The organism is Pseudomonas segetis, assembly GCF_900188155.1.
Classification (GTDB): Bacteria; Pseudomonadota; Gammaproteobacteria; order Pseudomonadales; family Pseudomonadaceae; genus Aquipseudomonas; species Aquipseudomonas segetis.
Window position 1 is genome coordinate 125,302 of record NZ_FZOG01000005.1, and the last position, 22,731, is coordinate 148,032.

The 22,731-nt window shown below is 57.7% G+C and carries 24 protein-coding genes and 1 pseudogene; 15 read left to right on the plus strand and 10 right to left on the minus strand.

The features are described 5' to 3' along the window. Window positions 1-2: 2 nt before the first annotated feature. Complete coding sequence (gene paaG, locus CHB79_RS16430) at window positions 3-794, minus strand: 2-(1,2-epoxy-1,2-dihydrophenyl)acetyl-CoA isomerase PaaG (protein ID WP_010489027.1); 792 nt, start codon at window positions 792-794, stop codon at window positions 3-5. A gap of 40 nt (window positions 795-834) precedes the next feature. Beyond that, a complete protein-coding gene (gene paaF / locus CHB79_RS16435) occupies window positions 835-1,608 on the minus strand; it encodes a 2,3-dehydroadipyl-CoA hydratase PaaF (protein WP_010489025.1) in 774 nt (257 codons plus the stop codon). Window positions 1,609-2,196: 588 nt separating this feature from the next. On the opposite strand from paaF, the gene paaY reads away from it, so the two are divergent. The 6 genes and pseudogenes from paaY to CHB79_RS16470 all read left to right on the plus strand — a co-directional run. After that, window positions 2,197-2,793, plus strand: coding sequence for a phenylacetic acid degradation protein PaaY (paaY, locus tag CHB79_RS16445; RefSeq protein WP_010489022.1), 597 nt, complete (start codon window positions 2,197-2,199; stop codon window positions 2,791-2,793). Window positions 2,794-2,872: 79 nt separating this feature from the next. Next, the gene (gene paaX / locus CHB79_RS16450) at window positions 2,873-3,796 is read left to right on the plus strand and encodes a phenylacetic acid degradation operon negative regulatory protein PaaX (protein WP_089360695.1); all 924 of its coding nucleotides are present in this window, start codon (window positions 2,873-2,875) and stop codon (window positions 3,794-3,796) included. A 107-nt stretch (window positions 3,797-3,903) separates the two neighbouring features. After that, a complete protein-coding gene (feaR, locus tag CHB79_RS16455) occupies window positions 3,904-4,821 on the plus strand; it encodes a transcriptional regulator FeaR (protein ID WP_010489020.1) in 918 nt (305 codons plus the stop codon). A gap of 305 nt (window positions 4,822-5,126) precedes the next feature. Then, entirely contained in the window at window positions 5,127-5,525 is a 399-nt protein-coding gene (locus CHB79_RS16460) for a c-type cytochrome (RefSeq protein ID WP_036988315.1), read from the plus strand. Between the two features lie 103 nt (window positions 5,526-5,628). Further along, entirely contained in the window at window positions 5,629-7,116 is a 1,488-nt protein-coding gene (locus CHB79_RS16465; RefSeq protein WP_089360696.1) for an aldehyde dehydrogenase family protein, read from the plus strand. A 115-nt stretch (window positions 7,117-7,231) separates the two neighbouring features. After that, window positions 7,232-7,399 (plus strand): annotated as a pseudogene (locus tag CHB79_RS16470) (IS110 family transposase); the annotation flags it as partial. Between the two features lie 214 nt (window positions 7,400-7,613). On the opposite strand, the gene CHB79_RS16475 reads toward CHB79_RS16470, so the two are convergent. From CHB79_RS16475 to CHB79_RS16505, 7 genes are all read right to left on the minus strand, one after another. Next, window positions 7,614-8,135: a cytochrome c family protein gene (locus CHB79_RS16475; protein ID WP_089360697.1), complete on the minus strand. Its 522-nt coding sequence runs from the start codon at window positions 8,133-8,135 to the stop codon at window positions 7,614-7,616. A gap of 7 nt (window positions 8,136-8,142) precedes the next feature. Beyond that, window positions 8,143-8,664, minus strand: coding sequence for a methylamine dehydrogenase light chain (locus CHB79_RS16480; RefSeq protein WP_089360698.1), 522 nt, complete (start codon window positions 8,662-8,664; stop codon window positions 8,143-8,145). 18 nt (window positions 8,665-8,682) lie between these two features. After that, entirely contained in the window at window positions 8,683-9,297 is a 615-nt protein-coding gene (gene mauD, locus CHB79_RS16485; protein WP_089360699.1) for a methylamine dehydrogenase accessory protein MauD, read from the minus strand. Between the two features lie 3 nt (window positions 9,298-9,300). Next, entirely contained in the window at window positions 9,301-9,840 is a 540-nt protein-coding gene (locus CHB79_RS16490) for a MauE/DoxX family redox-associated membrane protein (RefSeq protein ID WP_010489013.1), read from the minus strand. An 11-nt stretch (window positions 9,841-9,851) separates the two neighbouring features. Beyond that, entirely contained in the window at window positions 9,852-11,003 is a 1,152-nt protein-coding gene (locus CHB79_RS16495) for an amine dehydrogenase large subunit (RefSeq protein WP_010489011.1), read from the minus strand. 190 nt (window positions 11,004-11,193) lie between these two features. Beyond that, window positions 11,194-12,519, minus strand: coding sequence for an alginate export family protein (locus tag CHB79_RS16500; RefSeq protein WP_089360700.1), 1,326 nt, complete (start codon window positions 12,517-12,519; stop codon window positions 11,194-11,196). A gap of 191 nt (window positions 12,520-12,710) precedes the next feature. Next, window positions 12,711-14,189: an ATP-binding protein gene (locus CHB79_RS16505; RefSeq protein ID WP_010489007.1), complete on the minus strand. Its 1,479-nt coding sequence runs from the start codon at window positions 14,187-14,189 to the stop codon at window positions 12,711-12,713. A gap of 240 nt (window positions 14,190-14,429) precedes the next feature. Between CHB79_RS16505 and CHB79_RS16510 the strand changes: the two genes are divergently transcribed. The 8 genes from CHB79_RS16510 (at window position 14,430) to CHB79_RS16545 (ending at window position 21,214) form a co-directional block, all read left to right on the plus strand. Beyond that, entirely contained in the window at window positions 14,430-15,599 is a 1,170-nt protein-coding gene (locus tag CHB79_RS16510; RefSeq protein ID WP_089360701.1) for an acyl-CoA dehydrogenase family protein, read from the plus strand. Between the two features lie 44 nt (window positions 15,600-15,643). Beyond that, on the plus strand, window positions 15,644-16,012 hold the full coding sequence (locus tag CHB79_RS16515) for a hypothetical protein (protein WP_010489003.1): 369 nt from the start codon (window positions 15,644-15,646) through the stop codon (window positions 16,010-16,012). Between the two features lie 3 nt (window positions 16,013-16,015). Further along, on the plus strand, window positions 16,016-16,510 hold the full coding sequence (locus tag CHB79_RS16520) for a nuclear transport factor 2 family protein (protein WP_010489002.1): 495 nt from the start codon (window positions 16,016-16,018) through the stop codon (window positions 16,508-16,510). Beyond that, on the plus strand, window positions 16,507-17,649 hold the full coding sequence (locus CHB79_RS16525; protein WP_089360702.1) for an amidase: 1,143 nt from the start codon (window positions 16,507-16,509) through the stop codon (window positions 17,647-17,649). The genes CHB79_RS16520 and CHB79_RS16525 overlap by 4 nt, the downstream gene beginning before the upstream one ends. A gap of 10 nt (window positions 17,650-17,659) precedes the next feature. Further along, window positions 17,660-18,946, plus strand: a complete 1,287-nt coding sequence (locus tag CHB79_RS16530; RefSeq protein WP_010489000.1) for an aromatic ring-hydroxylating oxygenase subunit alpha — start codon at window positions 17,660-17,662, stop codon at window positions 18,944-18,946. Continuing rightward, a complete protein-coding gene (locus CHB79_RS16535) occupies window positions 18,939-19,439 on the plus strand; it encodes an aromatic-ring-hydroxylating dioxygenase subunit beta (RefSeq protein ID WP_010488999.1) in 501 nt (166 codons plus the stop codon). The genes CHB79_RS16530 and CHB79_RS16535 overlap by 8 nt, the downstream gene beginning before the upstream one ends. A 10-nt stretch (window positions 19,440-19,449) precedes the next feature. After that, window positions 19,450-20,190 carry an SDR family NAD(P)-dependent oxidoreductase gene (locus CHB79_RS16540; protein ID WP_089360703.1) on the plus strand — a complete coding sequence of 247 codons (741 nt, stop codon included), beginning with the start codon at window positions 19,450-19,452 and terminating at the stop codon, window positions 20,188-20,190. 70 nt (window positions 20,191-20,260) lie between these two features. Beyond that, complete coding sequence (locus CHB79_RS16545; RefSeq protein ID WP_089360813.1) at window positions 20,261-21,214, plus strand: PDR/VanB family oxidoreductase; 954 nt, start codon at window positions 20,261-20,263, stop codon at window positions 21,212-21,214. A 64-nt stretch (window positions 21,215-21,278) separates the two neighbouring features. Here the strand turns inward: CHB79_RS16545 and CHB79_RS16550 are convergent, their stop codons facing one another. Further along, a complete protein-coding gene (locus CHB79_RS16550) occupies window positions 21,279-21,923 on the minus strand; it encodes a response regulator transcription factor (RefSeq protein WP_089360704.1) in 645 nt (214 codons plus the stop codon). 282 nt (window positions 21,924-22,205) lie between these two features. Here CHB79_RS16550 and hpaC point away from each other — a divergent pair, with 282 nt between their 5' ends. Then, complete coding sequence (gene hpaC, locus CHB79_RS16555) at window positions 22,206-22,727, plus strand: 4-hydroxyphenylacetate 3-monooxygenase, reductase component (RefSeq protein ID WP_010488995.1); 522 nt, start codon at window positions 22,206-22,208, stop codon at window positions 22,725-22,727. Window positions 22,728-22,731 lie beyond the last annotated feature (4 nt).

Genomic DNA, 22,731 nt, shown 5'->3' on the forward strand with positions numbered 1-22,731 from the left:
GCTCATTTACCCTTGAACTGCGGCGTGGTCTTGTTCATGAAGGCACTCACGCCTTCACGGTAGTCCTCGCTGCGGCCTGCTAAGCGTTGAAGGTCGCGCTCCAGTTCGAGTTGTTCGTCGAAACTGTTGTGCATGCTTGCATTGAGTGCGCGCTTGATCAGCGCCAGGCCATAGGTTGGTTGGGTGGCCAGGTGGCGTGCCAGTTTGAGTGCTTCATCGCGCAGTTCGTTGTCTTCGACCACCCGATAGATCAAGCCCAACTGCTCGGCTTGTTCTGCGCTGATACGCTCACCCAGCAAGGCCAGCGCCTTGGCCTTGGCCATGCCAACCAGGCGCGGCAAGCTCCAGGTACCGCCAGAGTCGGGCACTAGGCCAATCTTGCAGAAAGCCTGGATGAAACTGGCCGAGCGCGCTGCAAGGGTCAGGTCGCAGGCCAGTGGGATATTGGCGCCCGCGCCTGCAGCTACGCCGTTAACGGCGCAGATCACCGGCATTGGCAGGTCGCGCAGCGTGCGAATCATAGGGTTGTAGTATTTCTCGATCGACTCGCCCAGGTCCGGCATGGCGCTGCCTGGTGCAACGTTGCGATCGCTCAGATCCTGGCCGGCACAAAAGCCCCGGCCTTCACCTGTAAGCAGCAGCACCCGGGCTTCATCGCTGGCGCGCACCTGTTTCAACGCTTCACGTACTTCAAGGTGCATCTGTGTATTGAAGCTGTTGAGTTGCCCCGGCCGATTGAGGCTCAGCGTGGCAACGCCATTGTCGATTGAAAATAAGATATGTTCGAAACTCATCACGGTAACGCTCTCTGTAAAACCTTGGGGAGGGCTGCAGTTATTGGCCGGTGAAGTTCGCCCGGCGTTTTTCCTGGAAGGCGCAAATGCCTTCTTCGCGATCCTGGGTGCCAGCCAATACCGTGAACGCGTGGCGTTCAAAGCGCAGGCCACTGGCCAGGTCTGTGTCTTGCGCCTTGAGAAGGGCTTCCTTGGCCAGGCGTACCGCCAGTGGAGCCTTTTGGGCGATCAGGCGGGCAAGCTCGATAGCGCGCTCGATGGTCAGTTCGGGTTGGGTGACTTCGCTGACCAGGCCTGCGCGCTGCGCGTGGCGTGCATCAATGGCGATACCGGAAAGCACCATTTGCATTGCCAGTGACTTACCGACAGCCCGAAGCAGGCGCTGGGTTCCACCGGCTCCGGGCATGATTCCAAGATTGATTTCTGGCTGGCCGAAGCGCGCATCTTCGCCGGCGATAACGATGTCCGCATGCATCACCAGCTCGCATCCACCACCAAGGGCAAAGCCATTTACTGCAGCTATAAGCGGCTTGCTAAATGAACTGATGGCTTGCCAGTGGCTTACGCGTGGGTCGTTGAGGATGCCGACAAGATCGCGCTCGGCCATCTCGTTAATGTCAGCCCCGGCAGCAAATGCCTTGCGACTGCCGGTCAGTACCACTACGCGGGTGCCCGGGTCTTGTTCGACGGCTGCAAGTTCTGCTGCCAGTTCACCCAGCAACTGTGTATTGAGGGCGTTCATCGCTTCTGGACGATGCAGGGTGATAAGTCTTACGCCGTGTTCGGTCGGAGTGACTTTCAACATTTGAGGCATGTAGCTGTCCTCATGGTGCACGGCAGTAGCCGGGTGATTGTTGGTTTTATAGGTTCTCGGGCAGGTACGGGAACTGGCGCGCTACCGATGAGAATGAGTCGAGTATACGTATGAAGCGATACAAAACAATATTAAAATATATTTTTTTTGTGTCTTAAATTTGGAGTGGGTCCATCCAGGTGCTCGTATAGAGCTGCTGTTATCAGGCTCTATAGGCCAGGTTTTATCGGGTCAAGGAGCTGTGTAAGCCTTGATTAGGCTTTAAGTGATACACAATTGTTGTTTTTGTGCTTGAATTTTGATCTGATACAAAAAATATAAAAAAGCAGCTAATGGCATGTTGCTTTCACTGCGCAAGGATTTCATTTATGCATTCCTCTGCTACATCCAGCGCCGAGGTTCAATTGGACAGGCATCGCCGCTTGCTTGATCAGGCCTTGCAGGCTGCCAGCCCTTCAGAAGCCGCTAATGCCTCGTCAGGTAGCGCGCCGGCCAAGCCTGTGTCAGTGCAGCAGTCGGACGCTTTGGTTATTCCGTGCTTTGGGGCGGCGCAAAGTCGCCGACATTTCTGGATCAGGGAGTGCAGCGATGCCGTGCTACAGCATTAACGGGCTGAGGCCGGTGGTGGATCCCACCGCCTACGTACACCCAACGGCCGTGCTCATTGGTGATGTGGTCATTGGCCCCGGTTGTTATGTCGGCCCCTTGGCCAGTCTGCGGGGGGATTTCGGCAGGATACTGCTGGAGCAGGGCGCCAATATTCAGGACACCTGCGTGATGCACGGCTTTCCGGATAGCGACACAGTGATTGCGCGCAATGGTCATGTCGGACACGGCGCTGTACTCCATGGCTGCCGCATTGGTGAAAACGTGCTGGTCGGCATGAATGCAGTGGTAATGGATGGTGCTGTCATCGCGGCAAACTCATTCGTTTCTGCAGCGGCCTTCGTAAAGGCAGGCTTCAGTTGTGAAGCCCAGTCGCTGGTGATGGGGGCGCCTGCCGTAACCAGGAGACGCCTGAGCGATGAGGAGGTGGCCTGGAAGTTGGCGGGAACGCGTGAGTATCAGCAATTGGCACAAAGGTGCCTTGAGCAAATGGTCGAGTGCCAACCCTTGTCAGAGGTCGAGAGCAATCGCCCGCGCCTGCAACCGGGAGCCTATCGGCCCAAGGATGACAGTTTGTGACTGACGGGCCGGCGCTGAAGATAGTCAGGTTATCTGCCAAGCGGGTATATTCGGCATCATTTTTCGAGGTCGGCTCTGTATGACGTCTTTACCCCCGCTGCAACAACTGATCACGCGCTTCCAGGAGCAGACGCCCATCCGTGCCAGTTCGTTGATCATCACCCTGTATGGTGATGCGATCGAGCCGCACGGTGGCACGGTCTGGCTCGGCAGTCTGATTCAGTTGCTGGAGCCAATGGGGATAAATGAGCGTCTGATCCGTACTTCTATTTTCCGGCTTGCAAAAGATGGCTGGTTGTCCGCCGAAAAAGTAGGCAGGCGCAGCTATTACAGTCTCACCGGAGCGGGTCGCAGGCGGTTCGAAAAAGCCTTCAAGCGCGTCTACAGCGCGAGCTTGCCAGCCTGGGATGGTTCTTGGTGCCTGCTTTTGCTGACCCAGCTTGACCCGGAAAAGCGCAAGCAGGTGCGCGAGGAATTCGAGTGGCAGGGTTTTGGTGCAATCTCGCCGTTGATGCTGGCATGCCCGAGTAGCGATCGCAGTGATGTCGCCACCAGCCTGCAGGAACTGGGCGTGCTCGAAGACACCATCATGTTCGAGACCAAGGCCCAGGATGTGCTGGCTTCGAAGGCACTGCGCAAGCAGGTGCGCGAGAGTTGGGACATGAATGAACTGGCTGCGCACTACAGTGAGTTCATCAAGATGTTCCGGCCGCTGTGGCAGGTGCTGCGCGAGCAGGAAGTGCTTGAGCCTTCCGACTGTTTCCTGGCGCGAACATTGCTTATTCATGAATACCGCAAGTTATTGCTGCGTGACCCCCAGCTTCCCCATGAACTACTCCCGGGGGATTGGGAAGGGCGAGCAGCGCGCCAGTTGTGCCGAAATATCTACCGGCTGATCTACAGCAAGGCCGAGCAATGGCTCAACACCAGTTTGGAAACGGCCGATGGCCCGCTACCAGAGGTCGGAGAAGGGTTTTACCAGCGCTTTGGTGGGCTGAAATAGCTACAGAATGTGGTATTAATATCGACGCTTGATCCATCAAGTGTTGTTGTACATTTTTAGGGTGACGTAGATCGCTCTAACAAGAATAAAAACGTGAGGCCTGCGTGATGGCGACTGCATACGCACAAAGAGCTGACAGCTTTGATCAATGGTTGACCCACATTAATCAGGTGTGTGGGAACTTTCGCGCCAAGACATTGGGCGGCGAGTTTTTTGGTGCAGTGCGCGAGCATAAAGCCGGCGCCATAAAGCTCAGTTTTGTCGATGTCGCACAGGCCAAGCTTTATCGCACCGGGCATGAAGTGGAACAAAGTGAAGGTTCGCACTTCTACGCAGCATTCCAGTTGCACGGCCAGGCGAACATGGAGCAGGAAGGCAAGCGCCTGGTCATGCGCCCCGGCGATATCACCCTGATTGATGCCACCCTGCCCAGCGAATTTACCTACGAACACAACTCGCGCCAGCTTTCGTTGATCCTGCCGCGACGCATGGTTGAGCAGAACATGCGCTTTGGTCGTGTGCAATGCGCGCAAAAAATTTCGGGCAGCTCGCCTATCGCAACCCTGGCAAACCGCCTGGTGCTTGATGCTTCGCAGCAAGAGGGCCTGAGTCTTTGCGAAAGCGAAGCCACTCTGGATGCCATTGTCAGCTTGCTACGTCCGGTTATCGGCGGCGATGAAACAGATGTCGATGTACACGAACGGATGTTCCGCAAGTGCATCGGCTTTATTGACGAGTACATCTGTCGCGACGATTTGTGTCCTGAACTCCTGGCCCGTGAAGTGGGTGTTTCGGTGCGTGGCCTGTATCGCCTGTTTTCTAAAAAGGGTCTGGTGGTTGCGCAATACATCAAGAATCGGCGGCTGGATTTTTGTGCCGAGTCGCTGCGCCATTCCAGTGCCGAGCAGAAGCTTTCGGCGCTCGGATATGCCTGGGGCTTTTCCGACTCGAGCTATTTCTCAACCGCATTTAAAAACCGTTTTGGCGTTTCGCCTGGTGAATACCGCAAGCGATATCACCACTGATGCAGCGCTCCTGTAATCCATCACCGATTGCAGGTTGTATCCGGTTGCTCCCTCTCTCCAGCACTTAGTCAGCCTGCTTTAGCCAGGCTTGCGCTAGGTCTTCGCGTACCTGCGTTCCAAGGATTGGCAGACTTGCCAACATGAATGGCAGGCAGGAAAAACCCTGCACCTGTGCCAGCAGTGAAAATCAGAGTGTCATTGCGCTTACTTCATATGGACCGCCGGACTGTCCGCATGATTGAGGCATGTATTTGAATTTCACGCTGGCCAATGGCGCCAGCGCTCTGTTTCGAGGTGTTGGGGTTATGCAAAAAACTGGATTGAGCCTGCATTTGGCGGGGCTTGTGTTTCTGCTGGCAATGCAGGGCGCGCATGCCGCGAATAATTGCTCCGCCGAACAGGCACAGCAGGGCAACACCTTGTTTGATACCGATTGCTCTGTATGCCACTCCGCGAAAAAAGGCGTGGAAGGCATGATGGGGCCAAACCTGTTTGGTGTTGTGGGGCGAACCTCCGGCACCCTGCAGGGCTTCAGTTATTCGAAGGCCATGAAAGACCGGGCGCGGCCCTGGAATAACGACAGTATCCAGGCGTTCATCGCCCAGCCGCAGGCCGATGTGCCGGGTACCTACATGCCTTACATGGGCATGGACAGTGCCGAGGGGCGGGCCGCTGTTGCCTGCTACCTGAGCCTGCAGAAGTGATGGTCACTTTTCCGTTATCCAGCTTCAACTCGCATTACGGGCTGGCGTGGTGATTGAGTCGCGCGCCATTTATCCCATCCGTCAAGAATAATGAGGTCGTAACATGAGTCATGTTGAATTACTGCCGCAAGTAAAAGCCTTTCTCGCACGCCAGCACGGTTGTTTCATCAACGGTCAGTGGGTAGTGCCAGATGGCGCAACGTCTGCCGTCCTGAATCCAGCAACCGGCGAAACTATCGCCACTGTTGCCGATGCAAACCAGGATGTACTGGATCAAGCAGTTGCTGCCGCGCGCAAGGCGCACGAAGCAGGCGTCTGGTCTGGCCTGCGTCCTGCGGACCGCGAGCGTATCTTGCTCAACTTCACCGCCATGGTTGAGCAGCACGCAGAGGAGTTGGCGCAACTGGAAACCATCAGCCAGGGCAAATCGATCAATATGGCGCGCATGCTCGACGTCAACGCGACAGTTGAGTTCATGCGCTACATGTCGGGCTGGGCGACCAAGATCGAAGGTCAGACGCTTGACGTCTCCATTCCCATTCCCGAAGGCGCCAAGTTCACTGCATTTGCGCGTCGTGAGCCGGTGGGCGTGGTCGCTGGCATAGTGCCCTGGAACTTCCCCCTGATGATTGCCTCATGGAAGTTGATGCCAGCCCTGGCATGCGGTTGCACCGTGGTGATCAAACCTTCGACAGAAACCCCGCTCACTGCACTGCGTTTGGTTGAGTTGGCTTATGAGGCGGGTATTCCTGCTGGTGTGTTCAACCTGGTAACCGGTGGCGGCAATATTGGTGCTGCATTGGCCGCGCACACTGGTATCGACAAGGTTTCGTTCACCGGTTCCACTGCGGTGGGCAAGAGCGTTGGTGTGGCCGCGGTGCAAAACATGACCCGCTTTGCGCTTGAGCTGGGCGGCAAGAATCCGATGGTTATCCTGCAGGATGCTGATATTGGCAAAGCCATTGAGGGCGCCTTGCTTGGTGGCTTGCTCAATAATGGCCAGGTGTGTGCGGCGGCTTCGCGCTTCTATGTGCACCGCTCGCGTTACGACGAGTTTGTCCAAGGCCTGGCGGCAGCAGTTTCAGGCATGCCGATTGGCGCAGGTCTTGATCAGAATGCAGCAATCAATCCTCTGGTGTCGCACAAGCAACAGCAAAGCGTACTAAAACATATCGAGCAGGCTCGCGTTGATGGCGCTCGAGTTGTAACAGGCGGGACTCCTGTTGAAGGAGCAGGTTTCTTCGTGCGTCCGACAGTCCTGGCTGATGTGACCCAGGCCATGGCGGTGTCCAAGGCAGAAGTGTTCGGACCGGTTCTATCGGTCATTCCTTTTGATACCGAGGAAGAAGCCATTGGCATGGCCAACGACAGCGAATACGGGCTTGCAGCCAGCCTCTGGACCAATGACCTTACCAAGGCGATGAACCTTGTGCCGAAGATTCATGCCGGTACTGTCTGGGTCAACGCCCATGTGCTGCTTGATCCGAACATGCCATTCGGTGGCGTCAAGCAATCGGGTATGGGTCGTGAGTTTGGTCGTGCCGTGATCGAGTCCTACACGGAACTCAAGTCAGTCTGTATCGCCCACTAAGCCGCTGCTATTAACTGCCAAACCCATTGGTGTTTGGCGGTTAATGAGATGGTCACCCAGACACCCTGCGAGGGCTATGCTTTCGCAGGGTGTTTTCATTCCAGATGCCATCATCATGAGCGATTTGGCACTGGCCGGTATGGACCTCGGCAAACACAGGTTTCATCTGCACGGCCAGGACAAGCCCTGCCGGGAGCTGTTTTGCAAGATGTTCTCACTACAGCAAATGATGCGCTTCTTCGCCAACCTGCCAGCGTGCATCGCGGTGATGGACGCATGCGCGGCGCACATTTAGTCGATCTGGACGAGCAGGTCAAGGTGCTGGATAAAGTGCTTTATAGGTGCGATCAAACCTTTGCCAAGCGGTAGGCAGAACCCTCGGCGGTACAGGCCCTGTTCCATGGAAGTCGAACCCGAATGGTCAGCTTGGCGCCCAACAAAAAAAGCCCTGCAAAGAGGTACCTTGCAGGGCTGAAAAGAAGCAGTTGGGTGCGTGCTCAGTCGTCCATGCCGTCGTTTATCTCGATGCCTTGAGTGCGCATTTGTGCAATCAGTTTCGCCCGTGTGCCGGGCAGGTTGAGCATGGCTTTGTGGCGCACTGCAGCTACTTCTTCGCGGGTAAAGGGCTTGAAGTGCTCCGGTACGCTTGCGCCTGCCATGCCGTCTGGACGCATCAACCAGTTAACCAGGCTCGCAAGTTGTGCATCGTTGAGCGCTGACATGGACATGCCCGGAACGCGAATCAGAAATTCGCGGCCCCCTTCGACCTTGAGAAAATTGCCGACGAAGTCTTTCATCCTGGGCACATCGTTGGCCTTTGAGCCCATGCCGTCGCCCAGGTGGCAGCCAGCACACTGCAGCTCGTAGTTGACGTGATTGCTGTAGCCTGCTTCGGCAATGGGGGTTTGTGGCTCCTCATTGCCGGGCGCTGGACGTTGGTTGGGGCTCGGTATGGTGCGCGCCATGGCTGTCGGAACAACCAGGGCGCAGGCCAAGCCGGCAACCAGCAGGCGACGCATGGCCGACCTAGACCGCAACACCACGGATTACCGAGACCGTGCAGTGATAGATGTGTGACTTAGAAGCCAGGCACCAGTTGACGTCGTTGTTGTTAAACGGACGATAGGCAGGCTCTTCACTGTCGTTGCGGGTGCAGGCGCACTGGTTGCAGCTGTGCTTACCGCAGCAATCGTTGTAGGAGATGATGTAGTCCTTGCCATCCGCCGGGTTGCGGCATGTACCTATCCAGCTTACCTGCGATGCTTCTGTGCCTGGAGGGCAGCTTGTCACGCTGCCGCCGCAGCAACTGCAGAGGAAGCCATCTACGGAGCAATAGCGCCAGTAGTCGCAGCTATTGGGATCACCCGGGTCACCGGCTTTCGGTGCTTCGGCAGCCAAGGCCTTGCCAGTCCGGTCAATAGGCAACAGCAGTGGCAGGGCGGCGCCAGCCACCAGCAGGTTGCCCATGCGCGCGAGCAGTTTACGCCGCGAGGTGGTGTCCGCTACGTGTCGGGAGGAGCGTTCGAACAGGAGGTCGAGTAGTTTCATGGGGATCTCCTTTCCTTATCAGTGAGCGTGAGTGTGAGGTTGGGGCTGGTTCTGGCCATGCAGGTATTGCTGCAAGGTGGCGCTGCCCAGATGCTCGGCCTCGAACAGGCTGTCGAGATGCTCACGGGAATTGACCAGGCCTTTGGAGCGCAGGATGCCTGCCTTGTCGATCAGCGCCGCGTATGGGAGCTTGCCTATCTGGTAGGTCATGCCCACTTCTGGCCCGACGACGTAGGTGGCATCTTCAAGCTTGTGCTCGCTGATCAGTTTTTGCTGGGCATCCATGTCGCCATCGCTGATAAACACCACATCGAGACGATCAGCCTGGTCTTTGGCGATTGACTTGATTGCCGGCAACAATGATTTGCAGATAGGGCAGGTCGGGGAGAGGAAGAACAGCAGTTGACCTTTCTCGCCAGCGTAGCCGAAGTTCACCGGGCGACCCTTGCGGTCGGCGGCTGTTACCTGTGGCGCGGGTTCATTGACCGAGACGCCTTTGTCGACCATCAGTGCGCCAGCGGGCGCCAGGCGCGAGTGCAGTACGCCAATTTGGCGAACCAGGCCCATGATTGCAAAAGCCAGGGCGATCAGTAGTGCCCAGAGCAGAATGTTGGATACTATCAGGCCTTCCATAATTCACCTTCCAATAAGTTTAGCGAGACGAGGTCCGTTGGCCAGCAGGCCTTCGGCAGCAGAGTAGATAAGCAGGGCAACAGCGGCTGCGGCGATGACGACAAAGGCATCAAATGCCCCCAGGTCTCGCGAGTGCGCGCTAAGGCTGGCAATAATCGCCAACAGGGCCAATACAGCATTGCGGGCCAGTAGAATCGGGCGCAGCGGTTGGGCTTGATCGGGGCCGGAACAGCCGCAGTCAATGTCACTGCGGCCACGCCACAAGTTGATTGCAATGGCTGCGGCATACCCCATCAGCAATGCCGCCGCAGCAGGTGCAGCAAGGGCACGGCTGGCCGGGATCAACAAGCCTAGGGCGATGACCAGCTCAAGCACCGGGATCAGGCGCGAAAGGGGGCTTACCAGCACTTTGGGCAGCAACTGGTAATCCTCGACCTGATTGGCGAATGTACTGGGCGCTCGCAATTTATGAGTCGCTGCACTGGCGAGAATCACCGCGATGGTGAGCGCGCAAGCAATGACAAAAATTGGATCGGGTTGCATGGTCGTGCCTCTTAGTGGCTCAAGACTTGGGTGGTTGTCTTGGCAAGCTTATCCATGGTGCTGCTGTATTTCCCGGTGGTGAGGTCGAAGATATCCAAACCGCCATCAATATTCGCACCCAGGAGCAAAGGCTTGTCATCGGTGGTTGCCTTCATGCTCCAAATCAGGTTTGGAGATTCCATGGTGCCGATTTTTTTCCTGGTTTTGAGATCATAGACCCATACCAGCGGGCTTGGATCTTCCCACTTGAGCGGCTCGTGCGCATCATGCATCAGCACATACAGGCGGTTGAGTTTCGGTGCGATGGCCATCATCTGCCAGCCACCTGGTGCCCAGCCTGCCTTCTTTTCTTCGTCATTGACCAGTGACCAATGTTCGAGAACCTTGGGTTCGCCGCTGGAGAAGTCGACCGGATAAACAGTACCCAGCGTGGTGACGAAGTAATAAGTCTCGCCGAGGTTGATTGCCCGTTCGACCAGCTTGACTTCATTGGGGTTGAAGAATGGGGTGCGGGTGCGCTTGGCTTCTTTGCCGTCATCATCGAGGGTGACGACCTGTATGCTGCCATCGCCGCACAACGAGGCAAAGCCGCGCTTGCCAACCGGGTAGTTCAACACGCAGCCCGGTATCGAAATCTCTCCGGCCACGGACTTGCTTTGGGTATTGACTACAGTCACCGAAGTCGAAGGCGTGAAGTTGTAAACGTAGACGAAGCGGTCATCGGCGCTTGGTGCGATGCTGTAGCGCTGGGTCAAAGCCTCGGACCGTTTCGATGGAATAACCACTTCCCAGTCGGGTGCCAGGGTCGAGGTGTTCCATGCCGTCAGTACGTCGGTTCGTGTTCCCCGGACTCCACGTGAGTAGTACAGGTCTGCGCTGTACAGGTACTTCTGGTCGTTGCTCAGGGTAGAAGGCGCTGCAAAGCCGGTGCTGACCATGCCAAGCATTTTTTTCTGATCGGGGTCGATCACCATTACCCGACCGGTGACGAAGTTGTCGAACTCAACATCGACCATGTAGGCGCGATGTGGGCTGGGTGGGAAGTCCAATACCGTTGAGCCAACGCCTGGATCTGCAGGTAGCTCGGCCAATGCACTGTTGATGCCCGCAAGCGCTACACCGAGCGCCAGGGTTGACTGTGCAAGGATCCTGGTTATTCGCATAGGGGAACTCCCTTTGTATTATTGTCTGCTGGATCGCGGATTATTAAGGCACGCATGGATTCAGAGTGTGCCTTGCCAAATGGATAAAGACATTGTTGTGGCTGCCAAGCTGTTGTGTGGCTGTGCCAGATCACGTCGTCGCGCTTATAGCTGCAATCATTTAATGACATAGTAGAACGCGCAGGATGCATCAGAAGGTGGTGAATACCATCAACTGGCTATACAGGTTGCTGTCATTGCTACCCAGTTGCGTTCCACCTTGTTCCGCACTCTTGTCCGGCTGGTACAGGCCAACCAGAGGCATGACCACCAGGTTGTCGGTAACCGCCCATTCGGCATAGAGGTCGAACTCATTGCCATCGGTGTTGCCAAGGTTGCGATCAATGGTGTCAAAGTTGAACCAGAGCGCGCCAAGGCTCAAGTTCTCCAGGGGGGTGATCTTCATGCTGACATTCTGGATGCGCGAGTTGCTGTTGAACGGCCCCGCATAGTTGCCGGCAACCTCTCCCTGGAACCAGGTCCCGAAACCACGACCCAGCCCGTAGAACAATGGGTCGAAGTTCTCGGAGAATCGGCTGTAGCGATAACTCAGGTAAGGGCTGGCCGGCAGGTCGGCAAATGTCCAGCCAGCCTCCAGGTACCAGGCATCTTCGTTGTCACTGTGCGGTTTGTCCTGCTTGGCGTATTCACCCGACAGGAACAGGTTTTCGACGCCGGCGTTACCTTGGCCACGAAGGCTGTAGGTGTGCATGCCATCGCGTTCAAGCTGGACCGGGGAGGCGTAGTCCTCATCCACATCCTTGCCGTCGATATAGGTCAGGCCCAGGGTGCCAGCCTCGGCAACGTGCTCAAGTGTGCCGACGTACATTTCGGCCTTGGCCTGGCCCGGGTTGTCTGACTTGAGCCACATCAGGTCGCTGCGCCAGCCTTGCTGTCCACCGAGGCGCAGCACGGCGGTTTCATCGAATGCTTTGCGCGCCGCCAGATAATAGGCACCACCGCGATTAAAGCTGCCATCAGCCAGGCCGTTGCCCAGGTTGAGGGCGTCGCCATTGATCAGGAAACCGTCACCGACCACCAGGTTCTGCCGGCCAAAGGAGATGTCCACGCCGTCCTCGCCCAGCACGGGAAAGAGATTGGCGGACTTCCATCCCAGGTAGGCATCTTCGAACTTTGTTGTGCGCTCGGAGCCGTCGCTGAAACCGGCAGCATCGCCGTCGCCCCAGGTGGCGGAGCTGAGCAGGGATGCCGCGCCATACAGGGTGCCAGCAGTTGCAAGGCCCTGATCAAAACTCAATCCGTACTTGATGTAGCCTTCCTGCCACGAGGAGGAGCCTTTCTGCAGCCGGCCCGAGAGCGCGTAGTTCTCCTGGCTATGGAAGGCGCCCAGCATGGCTTCCAGGTTGGCGTTGAGATGTGTGTCTTCATCTGCGTAAAGCTCGTAGGCTCCGGCCTGGCTGGCGAAGGCTATGAGCGAGGCGATCAGACCCAAGCGAAATGCATTCGACTGTTTCATGGATGGCTTCCGTTGTTATTAGTATTGGCGAGTTGGCTCGCATAGACCTTGCCGATACTAAGTCCAAGCAAACGGAGCCCTTTTGTGTGGCTCTGCCATCGTTGTGTTTGTGCCTGCCAAACTGCAGCTTCTGGCAGCCAGGGCGGGTCGTTGATCTTGCGAACGGCTGTCGGCGCAAATGCCTGAGCGGGCTAGGCGTCTACTGAGATGCGGGGCAGGGTGAAACAGAACATCGCGCCGCTGGGGCTGATGTTCTGGGCCCAGATGTCGCCGCGATGGCGGGCAATAATGCTTTTACACAATGCCAGCCCAATCCCGTTTCCGCTGACCTTGGTCGAGAAGAACTCATCGAAGAGTTTCTCTTGTTGGCCGGCATCGATGCCGCGTCCATGATCTTCAACGCAGAGCATGACCTTGTCTTCGTAGCTGTAGGTGTAGAGGCGCAACTTGCGCTGGCCTTGTGGCAGTCCGGCGAGCTCCTCTATCGCGTTGAACGCCAGGTTAAGGATTACCTGGCCGATCAATACACGCTCGCAACTGATCAGCAACGGCTGCTGGCAAGGTGCGAACTCTATGTCGATAGCACTGGGCTGGGCCCTGAGGCTTATGAAGTACTGGCTTTCGGCAAGAATCTCGTTGAGATCCGCGACTTGCTCGGCCTGGTCGAGTTTAACCACGTATTCACGCACGCTTTTGATAATGACCGAGGCGTGCTCGATTTGCCGCACGGCATTGTCCAGCCCCCATGCCGCGCTCTGCTGGATGGGGTCCTGCTGGTTTAATCGGATCAGCGTGCCTTCAATAAAATTACGCGTGGCCGCCAGCGGTTGACTCAGTTCGTGGGCGATTGCCAGTGCCATCTCACCCATTGCGTTATGGCGCGCGAGGTACTCCAGCTTGCGCTCGCTCAGGCGCCTGGCCTCCTCGATGTTGACTTGCTCGGTTACGTCGCGGAACAACAGCAGGTGACCACTCAGGTCGTCTTCAATATCGATCAACCGGCACGTTGCGTGATGCCAGTGCCAGCTCTGGTCAGCGTGCCGGATGCGATATTTAACGCTATAGGGCTGGCGGCTCTGTTGTATGTCGCCGAGGTTTTCCAGGAGCCTGGAACGGGAGGCTTCATCGCAGGCATCAATGAAGCAGTCACCGACCTGCATGGTGCGCTCGTCGCCAAGCAAGCGTTGGCCCGACTCGCTGATAAACCGGATGTTGCCGCCTGTGTCGAGCACCGCAACGCCTTCGGCCAGGTCCTGCATAAAGGTATTGAGCCGGCTTTCAAAGCGCCGCAGGTCGCGTTTGACCTGCTCTTCCTTGGAAATGTCACGGAACTGCACCATCAGCACATCACGCTGGTTGAGATGCACCAGGGTTGCCACGGCCTCGCAGAGGATTTCCACGCCCTGTTTGGAGCGATATCCCCATTCGGTAACCTGTTGGCCGCTGTTGACCGCGCCCTCGAGCCAGCGCAGGCCATCGGCGCGACGGTAGCGACTGCCACTCATGTCTGGAGCCTTTAGCGGGACCAGTTCTTCAAGGGTGAAACCCAGCACAGTCAGCGCGGCAGTATTGGCCCAGAGGATTTCCTTGGTCTTGGCGTCATGCAGGATGGTGCACATCGGCATCGTCTCAAGCAACTTCTGGAAATCTGCTGATCCTGGGGTAAACATGGCGGTTCTCTTCAACGATGTAGGTGCTAGGCGTTATACCTCCAGCCTAGCCTGGGCGCGCCTAGAAGTAACCCATTGCGCGCTAGGGGATTTCTTTATCGAGGCCCGGTGTAGCCACTAATTTACGGCTGCACGCCCCAATTGAGCACCCGTGACCTGGGTTCATAGACTGGCTCCATTCCTGGCTCGAGCGCACCCTCGTGTGTCGCGAGCACTACAACAACAAATGGAGAAGACGCCATGTCGCACTCAGCAGTTGCCGAGCAGAGCACTGTTCTGACCGAGGTCAGCAGGGGGATCGATTCACCCGCCTTCCAGGCTGTGCTTGAAGAGGTACGCCAGCGCCGCGAGGAGTTTGATGCACTGGGCCATGTGCCAGTCGACATGATCGAGCGTTTCAAGGATGTTGGTATCTACCGCGCGGCCACGCCGAAGTGTTTTGGTGGCGATGCCCTTGCCCCGGCTGAGTTCTTGCGGATGATCGAGCTGATCGCGCAGGCCGATGGCTCCGCTGGCTGGGTCGCAAGTTTTGGCAGTGCCAGCACTTACCTGGCGGCATTGCCGTTTGAGACTCAGGCCAAGCTCTATGCCAATGGCCCCGATCTGGTTTTTGCCGGGGGGCTGTTTCCGATCCAGCCAGCCGAGGCAGTCGAGGGCGGCTGGAAAGTCAGTGGCAACTGGAAGTTCGCCAGCGGCTGCAAAGGTGCAGACGTGCTGGGCGTAGGCATAGGTGGGGGGCAGGGCGGCAAACCCCGCACGGCTTTGTTTCCGGCGGCTCAAGTCGAAATCGTCGAGAACTGGGACGTGGTCGGGCTCAAGGGCACGGGCAGCCATGATCTGCGAATCAACGGCGAGGTCGTCAGCGATGAGTGGACTTTTATCCGCGGCGGCAAGCCGAATATCGACGAGCCGCTGTATCGCTATCCGACCATTGCCTATGCCGCGCAGGTACTGGCAGTAGTCAACCTCGGCCTGGCCCGCGCCGCGCTGGATGAACTCAAGGACATGGCCTCGGGCCGCACCGGTGCCACTGGTGCGCCCAAGCTGGCGGATCGCGCTTATTTCCGGGTCGAGACCGCCAAGATTGAAGCAGACCTGCGTTCGGCGCGTGGTTTTTTCTATGAGTCCACCACCCAGGTGTGGGATTCGATCCTTGCCGCCAATCCGGTGACCAACGAGCAGGTTTCATTGCTGCGCCTGTCAGCTGCGCAGATGGCACGTGTCGCTGCGAACGTGGTGCAGCGTGCCTATACCCTGGCCGGCATCGTGGCGATCTATTCGCGTCACCCGTTGCAACGCTATTTGCGCGACTCGATGGTCGTGACCCAGCACGCCTTTCTCGGAGAAGGCATCTACGACGGCGCCGGCTCGGTGATGCTCGGTGTCGATCCGTTTCCAGGATTCCTGTGAGTGCCACGACGCTCGCATAACCCCTAACCAGCTAAGGATTGATCATGACTCAGACCACGCAAGAGCCACTGCGCGTTATGTTTTGCATTGGCATCACCCAGAATTTCTTTGATCTGCCAACCGGCCAGGGGCTTGAGGTGTGGAAAGGTTTCAGCGCGATGATGGGGTCTCTGGGCGCGATGCCTGGCATCAATGTGCTTGGCGCGCTGGATGATGACCGCTTGATGGTAGGTCCTTCAACCACCTCGCCCTGGACCGTTTACATCATGGCCGACGTTGATTGCCACCAGAGCGTGATTGATGCCTGCAACCTGTTCCGCACTACGCCGGTTGGTGAATACAGCCTGTGGAAGTACGCCAAGGTCGAAGCGCGTATCGGTCGCCCGCTAACCATTCCTGAAGCGGCGCGCTAGGCGATGGACAGTGCAATCCAGGCTCTGCAACAGCGCGTGGCCGTACTTGAGGCACACAATGATATTCGCAGCCTGTTGGCGCGCTATATGGATTTGTGCGACGTGCCCCATGCTCCAACCCAGGTGGCTGACCTGGCAGCACTTTTCACCCCGGATGCGATTTGGGAAGGCGTTGGCACTGATGCCGAGCAGACCTTTGGTCGTCGGCAAGGACGGCAGGCCGTGGCCGAATTTGTGGCCAGCTACCTGCCGCCGGCGCAGCACTTTTCACTCAACCTGCATTTGCTCACCAGCGAGTTGTTGCAGGTTGATGAGCAGGCCGCTAGCGCAACCGGGCAATGGATCATGCAGCAGATTTCAAGTTACGCCGAGGGCGGCAGTGAACTGATAAGCGCACGTTTGAATATCGAGTTCAGCCGCGTCGAGGGGCAATGGCAGATCGCGCATTTCCGAACCTGTCGACTGTTCCATTCGCCTCTTGGGGAGAGCCGCCGATGAATGCATTCGTCAATACCATAAAGGTTGGCCAAGGCGGGCTGCGGGTTGCGATCAAGGATTCCATCGATATCGCAGGTCAACCTACCCGGGCCGGTAGCCGCGCGCTGGAAAATGTCACGCCGGCGACCAGGCATGCAGCGGTGGTTGAGGCAATCCTGGCAGCCGGCTGGCATATCGTCGGTAAAACCAATATGCACGAGCTGGCTTTTGGCGTAACCGGAATCAATAGCTGGACAGGCACAGCGCTTAACCCGCAGGCGCCTTCGAGAGTGCCTGGTGGCTCGTCCAGTGGCTCTGCAGCAGCTGTTGGCGCTGGCTTGGTCGATGTTGCCCTGGGCACGGATACCGGCGGCTCGGTACGCGTGCCGGCAGCTTGTTGCGGAGTCTTTGGCCTCAAGCCGACATTTGCCAGGGTCAGCCGTGAAGGGGTCTATCCGGCACTGACCACACTCGATTGCGTGGGGCCGTTTGCCGCCAACATGGCGAATATCATCGCCACCATGGAGGTCATTTGTCCCGGTTTTGTTGCCGAGCAAGTGACCACCCAGGGCATACGTGTGGGGTGGCTTGATGTCGCTTGCGATGCGCTGATCAAAACCACGCTCGAAGCTGCGCTGGACACCGTTGGCTGGCAGCGCAGGACCTTGGCGGTCGAGCATTTCAACGATGCGTTCAAGGCCGGTCTTGCGGTCATCAATCAGGAAACCTGGGCCGCTTTCGGTCACTTGACGGGTAACGGCCTGCTTGGCGCCGATGTTGAAGCGCGCCTGCTCAATGCCAGCAAGACCACTGAGGCCGAGGTCGCTGAGGCCGAAGCTGTGCGTGAAAAATTCAGCCGGGCCATCGATTCGGCCTTGCACTCGGCAGATGTGCTGGTGCTGCCAAGCATGCCATGCCTGCCGCCATTGCTGAGCGAGGCGGGCAGCAGCGAGACGGTGGCCAGCATGACTGCACTGGCCAGGCCATTCAACTTGAGCGGCCATCCGGCGCTATCGGTTCCGGTGAAACTGGCCGATGGCAGCCTTAGCGTTGGCCTGCAGATCGTCGGTCGCAAAGGTGCCGACGCCCAGGTCTGCGCCTTTGGTGCGCAGCTTGAGCGCGCCTTGAATACCCAGCCTGACAATAAAAACCTTGTATGAGGACAACCCCATGAGTAGCCACGAACTCGGGCTGATTGCCAAGAGCCCAAGCCTGGACCAGCTGGTACAGGATGATCGCGTTGATGTTTCGCTGTATCACGACCCGCAATTGTATGAGCAGGAGCTGGAGAAGATTTTTTACCGCACCTGGGTTTGGGTCGGCCATGAAAGCGAAGTGCGTAATCCCGGTGATTTCCGTACGACCACCATCGGCCGTCGCCCGGTCATTGTGGTGCGCGACAAGAAGGGCGCCATCAATGTCCTGGAAAACCGCTGCCGACACCGTGGCGCAACCGTCTGTGAAAAGCACAAAGGCAATGCCACAGGTTTCACATGCCCTTACCACAGTTGGTCGTACGCACTGGATGGCAAGCTGCGCGCACTGCCTTATCCGGATGGTTATGAAGACATTCTCGACAAGAGCGAATTGCCGCTCAACAGCTTGCGTGTCGACAGCTACGCCGGAATGATTTTTGCGAGCTTCAATGATGAGGTCGAGCCACTGACGGACTTCCTCGGTGGCGCCAAGCACTGGATGGACCTGTTTATGAAGCAGGGCGCTGGTTATCCGATCAAGACCCAAGGCGAGCACAAGTTCACCTTCAACGGTAACTGGAAAATCCAGCTGGAAAACACCACCGACGGCTATCACTTCCCGATCGTGCATAAATCGTTCATGTCGTCGGTGGATGAAGAAACCTCGGAAATGCTCTCGTTCATGACCGACCCGCAGGCCGTGACCCACGCGCTGGGCAATGGCCACAGTGTAATGGTGATGGTGCCTGAGCATGTCGACCTGGAGTTTGATGACGGCAGCGAGCAATTGCAGGAACGTTTTGCCCACGTTACCGAGGAGCTGTCGAAAACCATGGAGCCAGCCCAGGTGCGCCGCATCGTGCGATCGCTGCACGGCGCAGGTTTCAACCTGAACCTGTTCCCCAACGTGGCCATGTCGATGTCGTTCTTTCGGGTGCTCAACCCGCTGTCGGTCAAGCAAACCGAAATTCGTCACGTGGCACTGGGCATGGACGGCGGCCCGGAAATTGCCAACCGTGAGCGCCTGCGTATTCACGAACACTTCCAGGGGCCATTCGGTTTCGGCAGCCCCGATGATGCCGAAGCCTGGGAGCGCGTCCAGCGGGGCGCTGAAGCTGGCCCTCAGGTGCCGATTCTGGTCAACCGTGGCCTTAATCGCGAAGTACTGGCAGACAACGGCGACAAGGTTTCGCATGCCACCGATGAGACCGGTATGCGCGAAGCCTATGCCATGTGGAAAAGGATGATGAGCAATGACTGAACACAACACCCTTGCAGCTCTGAACGCGCCGCTGGCCAAGGCCATTGAATTTATCTGGCACGAAGCTGCGCTGCTCGACAATAAAGACTATGCCGCCTGGGCCCAACTGTGGAGCGAGGACGGGGTTTATGTCATTCCGATCGACCCGGACACCCGCGACTTTGCCAGCAGCCTCAATTACGTATACGACGATGCGCGCATGCGGGCCTTGCGTATAGAGCGCCTGAGCGCTGGGCATTCGCCTTCGGCGGTAGACGCGGCCCGCACCTTGCGCACGGTGTCGCGTTTCAACCTGCTCGAGAGCAGTGGTGATGTGGTTGAGGTGACCTCGGCGCAGTTGCTCTTTGCCTACAAGCGCGGCGTGCATACACCAATGGCGGCCGAACTGACCCACCGTATCCGCTTCGGCCAGGGCGGGCCCAGGCTTGAGCAGAAAGTGGTACGCCTGATCAATTCCACTGACAGCTTGAGTGCACTGGGCTTTTTGCTCTGAGGACAATCGAATGAACCGAGTAGCGTTGATTACCGGTGCGGCTCGCGGCTTGGGAGCAAGCATCGCCCAGCGTATGCATGGGGCAGGGTATCGGGTGGCATTGGCAGATGTGCAGCTCGAAGCGGTACAGGCCCTGGCTGACCAGCTTGATCCATCCGGTGAGCGTGCGCTTGCCGTGCAGTTGGATGTGCGCCAGAAAGGCGACTTTCAGAAAGCCTGCGTTTTACTGGCCGAACGCTGGGGTGGTACCGATGTGTTGGTCAACAATGCTGGCAAGTCCAAGGTTGCCGCGCTGATGGATATTACCGTGCAGGAATTTGATGAGTCGATGGCCATCAATCTGCGCGGCACCTTTGTCGGTTGCCAGGTCTTTGGCCAGCATTTTGCCGATCGGGGGTTCGGTCGCATCATCAACATTGCCTCCCTAGCCGGACAAAACGGCGGAGCCGCCACCGGGGCTCACTACGCCGCGGCCAAGGGCGGTGTGGCGACGCTGACCAAGGTGTTTGCCCGCGAGTTGGCAAGCAAGGGCGTGACGGTTAACAGCATCTCCCCGGGGCCGCTGGACTTGCCGGTGGTGTATGAAATCGTGGCGCCGGAACGCATCGAGCAAATGAAGCAGATGATCCCCGTGGGCGCCCTGGGTTCGGCCGATTATATCGCCGATACCGTGTTGCTTCTGGCGGCGGACAATGCCAGCTCGGTGACCGGGGCTTGTTGGGACATCAACGGCGGCTTGTTCATGCGCTAGGGCGCCTGGACAGTCGCCACTTGCGCAGGGCGGGTCGCGCCCTGCGCGCAGTTTTTCGGTGGGTGATGCGATGATGAAAGTCAGAATAGAAAAAATTGCCGAGGAAGCACGGGATATACGCTCATTGCGGCTGGTGCGAGTCGACGGGCAACCCTTTGACGCCTACGAGCCGGGTGCGCATGTCGACATTACCGGGCCCACTGGCGTGACCCGCCAATACTCGCTGTGCAGCCCTCCCGATGACGGTTCGGCCTACCTGGTTGCGGTCAAGCGCGAGGTGCAATCGCGCGGCGGTTCTCAGGCACTGCATGATTTGGTGGAAGAGGGCGCCGAGCTGGAAATCGGGATGCCACGTTGTTTGTTCAGGCTCGACGCTGGTGCCCCTTCGCATGTATTGGTAGCGGCTGGTATCGGCGTTACGCCCATGCTGAGCATGGCTTATCGACTGCAAGCCACTGGCCAGCCCTACCGCCTGCATTACTTTGCCCGTGGCCCGGAGTTCGCGGCATTTGCCAGCTTGTTGCAGAAACCACCCTTTGCCGATCATGTCGAGTTTCATTTTGGTGTGGAGCCGCAAGCCCTGGAAGCTTCGCTCAGCGCCTGCCTGCAACAGGCAGATGACCAGGCCCATGTGTACACCTGCGGCCCGGCACCCTTTATGAGCAAAGTGGTCGAGGTTGCCTTGCGCACGCGCAGTGAGGAGGCCATTCATCTCGAGCACTTCCAGGCTGATCCGGCGGTGCTTGGCGCTGCCACTGGGGGCTTCGAGGTCGAACTTGCAAGCTCCGGCGTGGTGTTGCAGGTGCCGCAGGACAGCTCACTGGTTGATGTGTTGCAGGCTCACGGATGTGATATCGACACCGAATGCCGCGAGGGGATCTGCGGTACCTGCATTATCGACGTACTGGAAGGAGAGCCCGAGCACAGGGACAATTGCTTGTCGAGCAAGGAGAAGGCTTCCAACAAGCAGATTTGCGCCTGCGTCTCGCGGGCCAAAAGTTCGCGGCTGGTACTTGATCTCTAGACTTCGGTCGTTCTGGCGTCAGTGACTCGGGCGGGGTGGGCGCATGCTCATCCCGCCCTGCACGTCAGTCGGCCAGCACCTGCTCGCTATTGAGGCTCAATACTTCTCTGACCAGCATCGCAATGCTGCCGACTTCCATCTTGTCCTTGATCTTGGTGCGGTGAACATCCACCGTCTTGACGCTGATATTAAGTTCGCGGGCGATCACTTTGCTGGCCTTGCCGTCGATCACCATCATCAGCACTTCCCGTTCGCGGTCAGTCAATAGTGCCAGTTTGTCTTTGAGCTGCTGGCGTTGCTGTTGCTGAGCGTGGCTGTGCACTGCCGATTTCAGGGCATTCTGGATGCGGTCGAGCATCTGCTGCGGGTTGTAGGGCTTCTCGACAAAATCGATGGCTCCGTTCTGCATGGCCTTGACCGTCATTGGAATGTCGCCATGGGCGGAGACAAAAATAGTCGGCATCTGAATGTTGCGCGCGTTGAGCATTTCTTGCAGCTGGAAGCCACTCGTCTCGGGCATTCGTACATCCAGTACCAGGCAGGCGGGTAACGAGGCATCGTAGTGCCGCAGGAACTCGTCGGCCCCGGCATAGCATTGCGAGGCGATGCTCACCGACTCCAGCAACCAGGCCAGCGACGTACGCAGGGCCTGGTCATCGTCAACGATGTACACAATGGGTTTGGTTTTGTCTGTTTGCAAGGCTTGCATATTGTTGTTCTCGTACGGCGGCCGTCTATCAGGTCTTGATTGTTGAGCATCATGTGCATGCGGCGTTCCCTGCAGCTTACTCACTGCTGGCCGCCGTGACGATAAAGAAACTACGTAGTCGACTAGCGGAAAGCCCTCCACGGGATGGGGACCGTCTGGATATACCCGGCGTTTGCCGCCCCCTAATCTGTGTTCATCAAGTCACCGGCTGTTGCTCCTGGTGAGCCGGCGTTAGCGCTGGCGATACAGGCGGGCAGCCCACTCTAATAAAAGGGCGACAGCATGAGCACTCTCGAGCAGACCCAGATCGACTTTCGCAATGCCATGGCGCAACTGCCGGCGGCAGTCAACATCATCACCAGTAACGGGCCTGCTGGCCGCTGCGGGATAACGGCCAGCGCGGTGTGCTCGGTCACCGATTCACCTCCCACCGTATTGGTCTGCATTAATCGCAATAGCGCCATGCATGACGTATTCCAGGGCAACGGCAAGCTGTGCATCAACGTTCTGTGCAGTGACCAGGAAGACCTTGCCAAGCACTTTGCCGGCATGACCCAGGTGTCGATGGAGGAGCGTTTCAGCTGGGATATCTGGAATGCCGGGCACCACGACCTGCCGGTATTGCGCAGTGCGCTGGTCAGCCTGGAAGGGCGCATCAGCGACTGTAAATCGGTGGGCTCGCATTCGGTGCTGTTTGTCGAGCTGGATAAAGTCTCGACCCGCGATGAAGGCGCCAGCCTGGTCTATTTCAACCGTCTGTTCCACCGCGTTGAACGTAACGCTGCCGCGGCGTGCGCCGGTTAAATCT

Bases quoted from the DNA above. Each gene is read 5' to 3' on its own strand.
- paaG (WP_010489027.1), bottom strand. From the start codon at position 794: ATGAGTTTCGAACATATCTTATTTTCAATCGACAATGGCGTTGCCACG.
- paaF (WP_010489025.1), bottom strand. From the start codon at position 1,608: ATGCCTCAAATGTTGAAAGTCACTCCGACCGAACACGGCGTAAGACTT.
- paaY (WP_010489022.1), top strand. From the start codon at position 2,197: ATGCCGTGCTACAGCATTAACGGGCTGAGGCCGGTGGTGGATCCCACC.
- paaX (WP_089360695.1), top strand. From the start codon at position 2,873: ATGACGTCTTTACCCCCGCTGCAACAACTGATCACGCGCTTCCAGGAG.
- feaR (WP_010489020.1), top strand. From the start codon at position 3,904: ATGGCGACTGCATACGCACAAAGAGCTGACAGCTTTGATCAATGGTTG.
- CHB79_RS16460 (WP_036988315.1), top strand. From the start codon at position 5,127: ATGCAAAAAACTGGATTGAGCCTGCATTTGGCGGGGCTTGTGTTTCTG.
- CHB79_RS16465 (WP_089360696.1), top strand. From the start codon at position 5,629: ATGAGTCATGTTGAATTACTGCCGCAAGTAAAAGCCTTTCTCGCACGC.
- CHB79_RS16475 (WP_089360697.1), bottom strand. From the start codon at position 8,135: ATGCGTCGCCTGCTGGTTGCCGGCTTGGCCTGCGCCCTGGTTGTTCCG.
- CHB79_RS16480 (WP_089360698.1), bottom strand. From the start codon at position 8,664: ATGAAACTACTCGACCTCCTGTTCGAACGCTCCTCCCGACACGTAGCG.
- mauD (WP_089360699.1), bottom strand. From the start codon at position 9,297: ATGGAAGGCCTGATAGTATCCAACATTCTGCTCTGGGCACTACTGATC.
- CHB79_RS16490 (WP_010489013.1), bottom strand. From the start codon at position 9,840: ATGCAACCCGATCCAATTTTTGTCATTGCTTGCGCGCTCACCATCGCG.
- CHB79_RS16495 (WP_010489011.1), bottom strand. From the start codon at position 11,003: ATGCGAATAACCAGGATCCTTGCACAGTCAACCCTGGCGCTCGGTGTA.
- CHB79_RS16500 (WP_089360700.1), bottom strand. From the start codon at position 12,519: ATGAAACAGTCGAATGCATTTCGCTTGGGTCTGATCGCCTCGCTCATA.
- CHB79_RS16505 (WP_010489007.1), bottom strand. From the start codon at position 14,189: ATGTTTACCCCAGGATCAGCAGATTTCCAGAAGTTGCTTGAGACGATG.
- CHB79_RS16510 (WP_089360701.1), top strand. From the start codon at position 14,430: ATGTCGCACTCAGCAGTTGCCGAGCAGAGCACTGTTCTGACCGAGGTC.
- CHB79_RS16515 (WP_010489003.1), top strand. From the start codon at position 15,644: ATGACTCAGACCACGCAAGAGCCACTGCGCGTTATGTTTTGCATTGGC.
- CHB79_RS16520 (WP_010489002.1), top strand. From the start codon at position 16,016: ATGGACAGTGCAATCCAGGCTCTGCAACAGCGCGTGGCCGTACTTGAG.
- CHB79_RS16525 (WP_089360702.1), top strand. From the start codon at position 16,507: ATGAATGCATTCGTCAATACCATAAAGGTTGGCCAAGGCGGGCTGCGG.
- CHB79_RS16530 (WP_010489000.1), top strand. From the start codon at position 17,660: ATGAGTAGCCACGAACTCGGGCTGATTGCCAAGAGCCCAAGCCTGGAC.
- CHB79_RS16535 (WP_010488999.1), top strand. From the start codon at position 18,939: ATGACTGAACACAACACCCTTGCAGCTCTGAACGCGCCGCTGGCCAAG.
- CHB79_RS16540 (WP_089360703.1), top strand. From the start codon at position 19,450: ATGAACCGAGTAGCGTTGATTACCGGTGCGGCTCGCGGCTTGGGAGCA.
- CHB79_RS16545 (WP_089360813.1), top strand. From the start codon at position 20,261: ATGATGAAAGTCAGAATAGAAAAAATTGCCGAGGAAGCACGGGATATA.
- CHB79_RS16550 (WP_089360704.1), bottom strand. From the start codon at position 21,923: ATGCAAGCCTTGCAAACAGACAAAACCAAACCCATTGTGTACATCGTT.
- hpaC (WP_010488995.1), top strand. From the start codon at position 22,206: ATGAGCACTCTCGAGCAGACCCAGATCGACTTTCGCAATGCCATGGCG.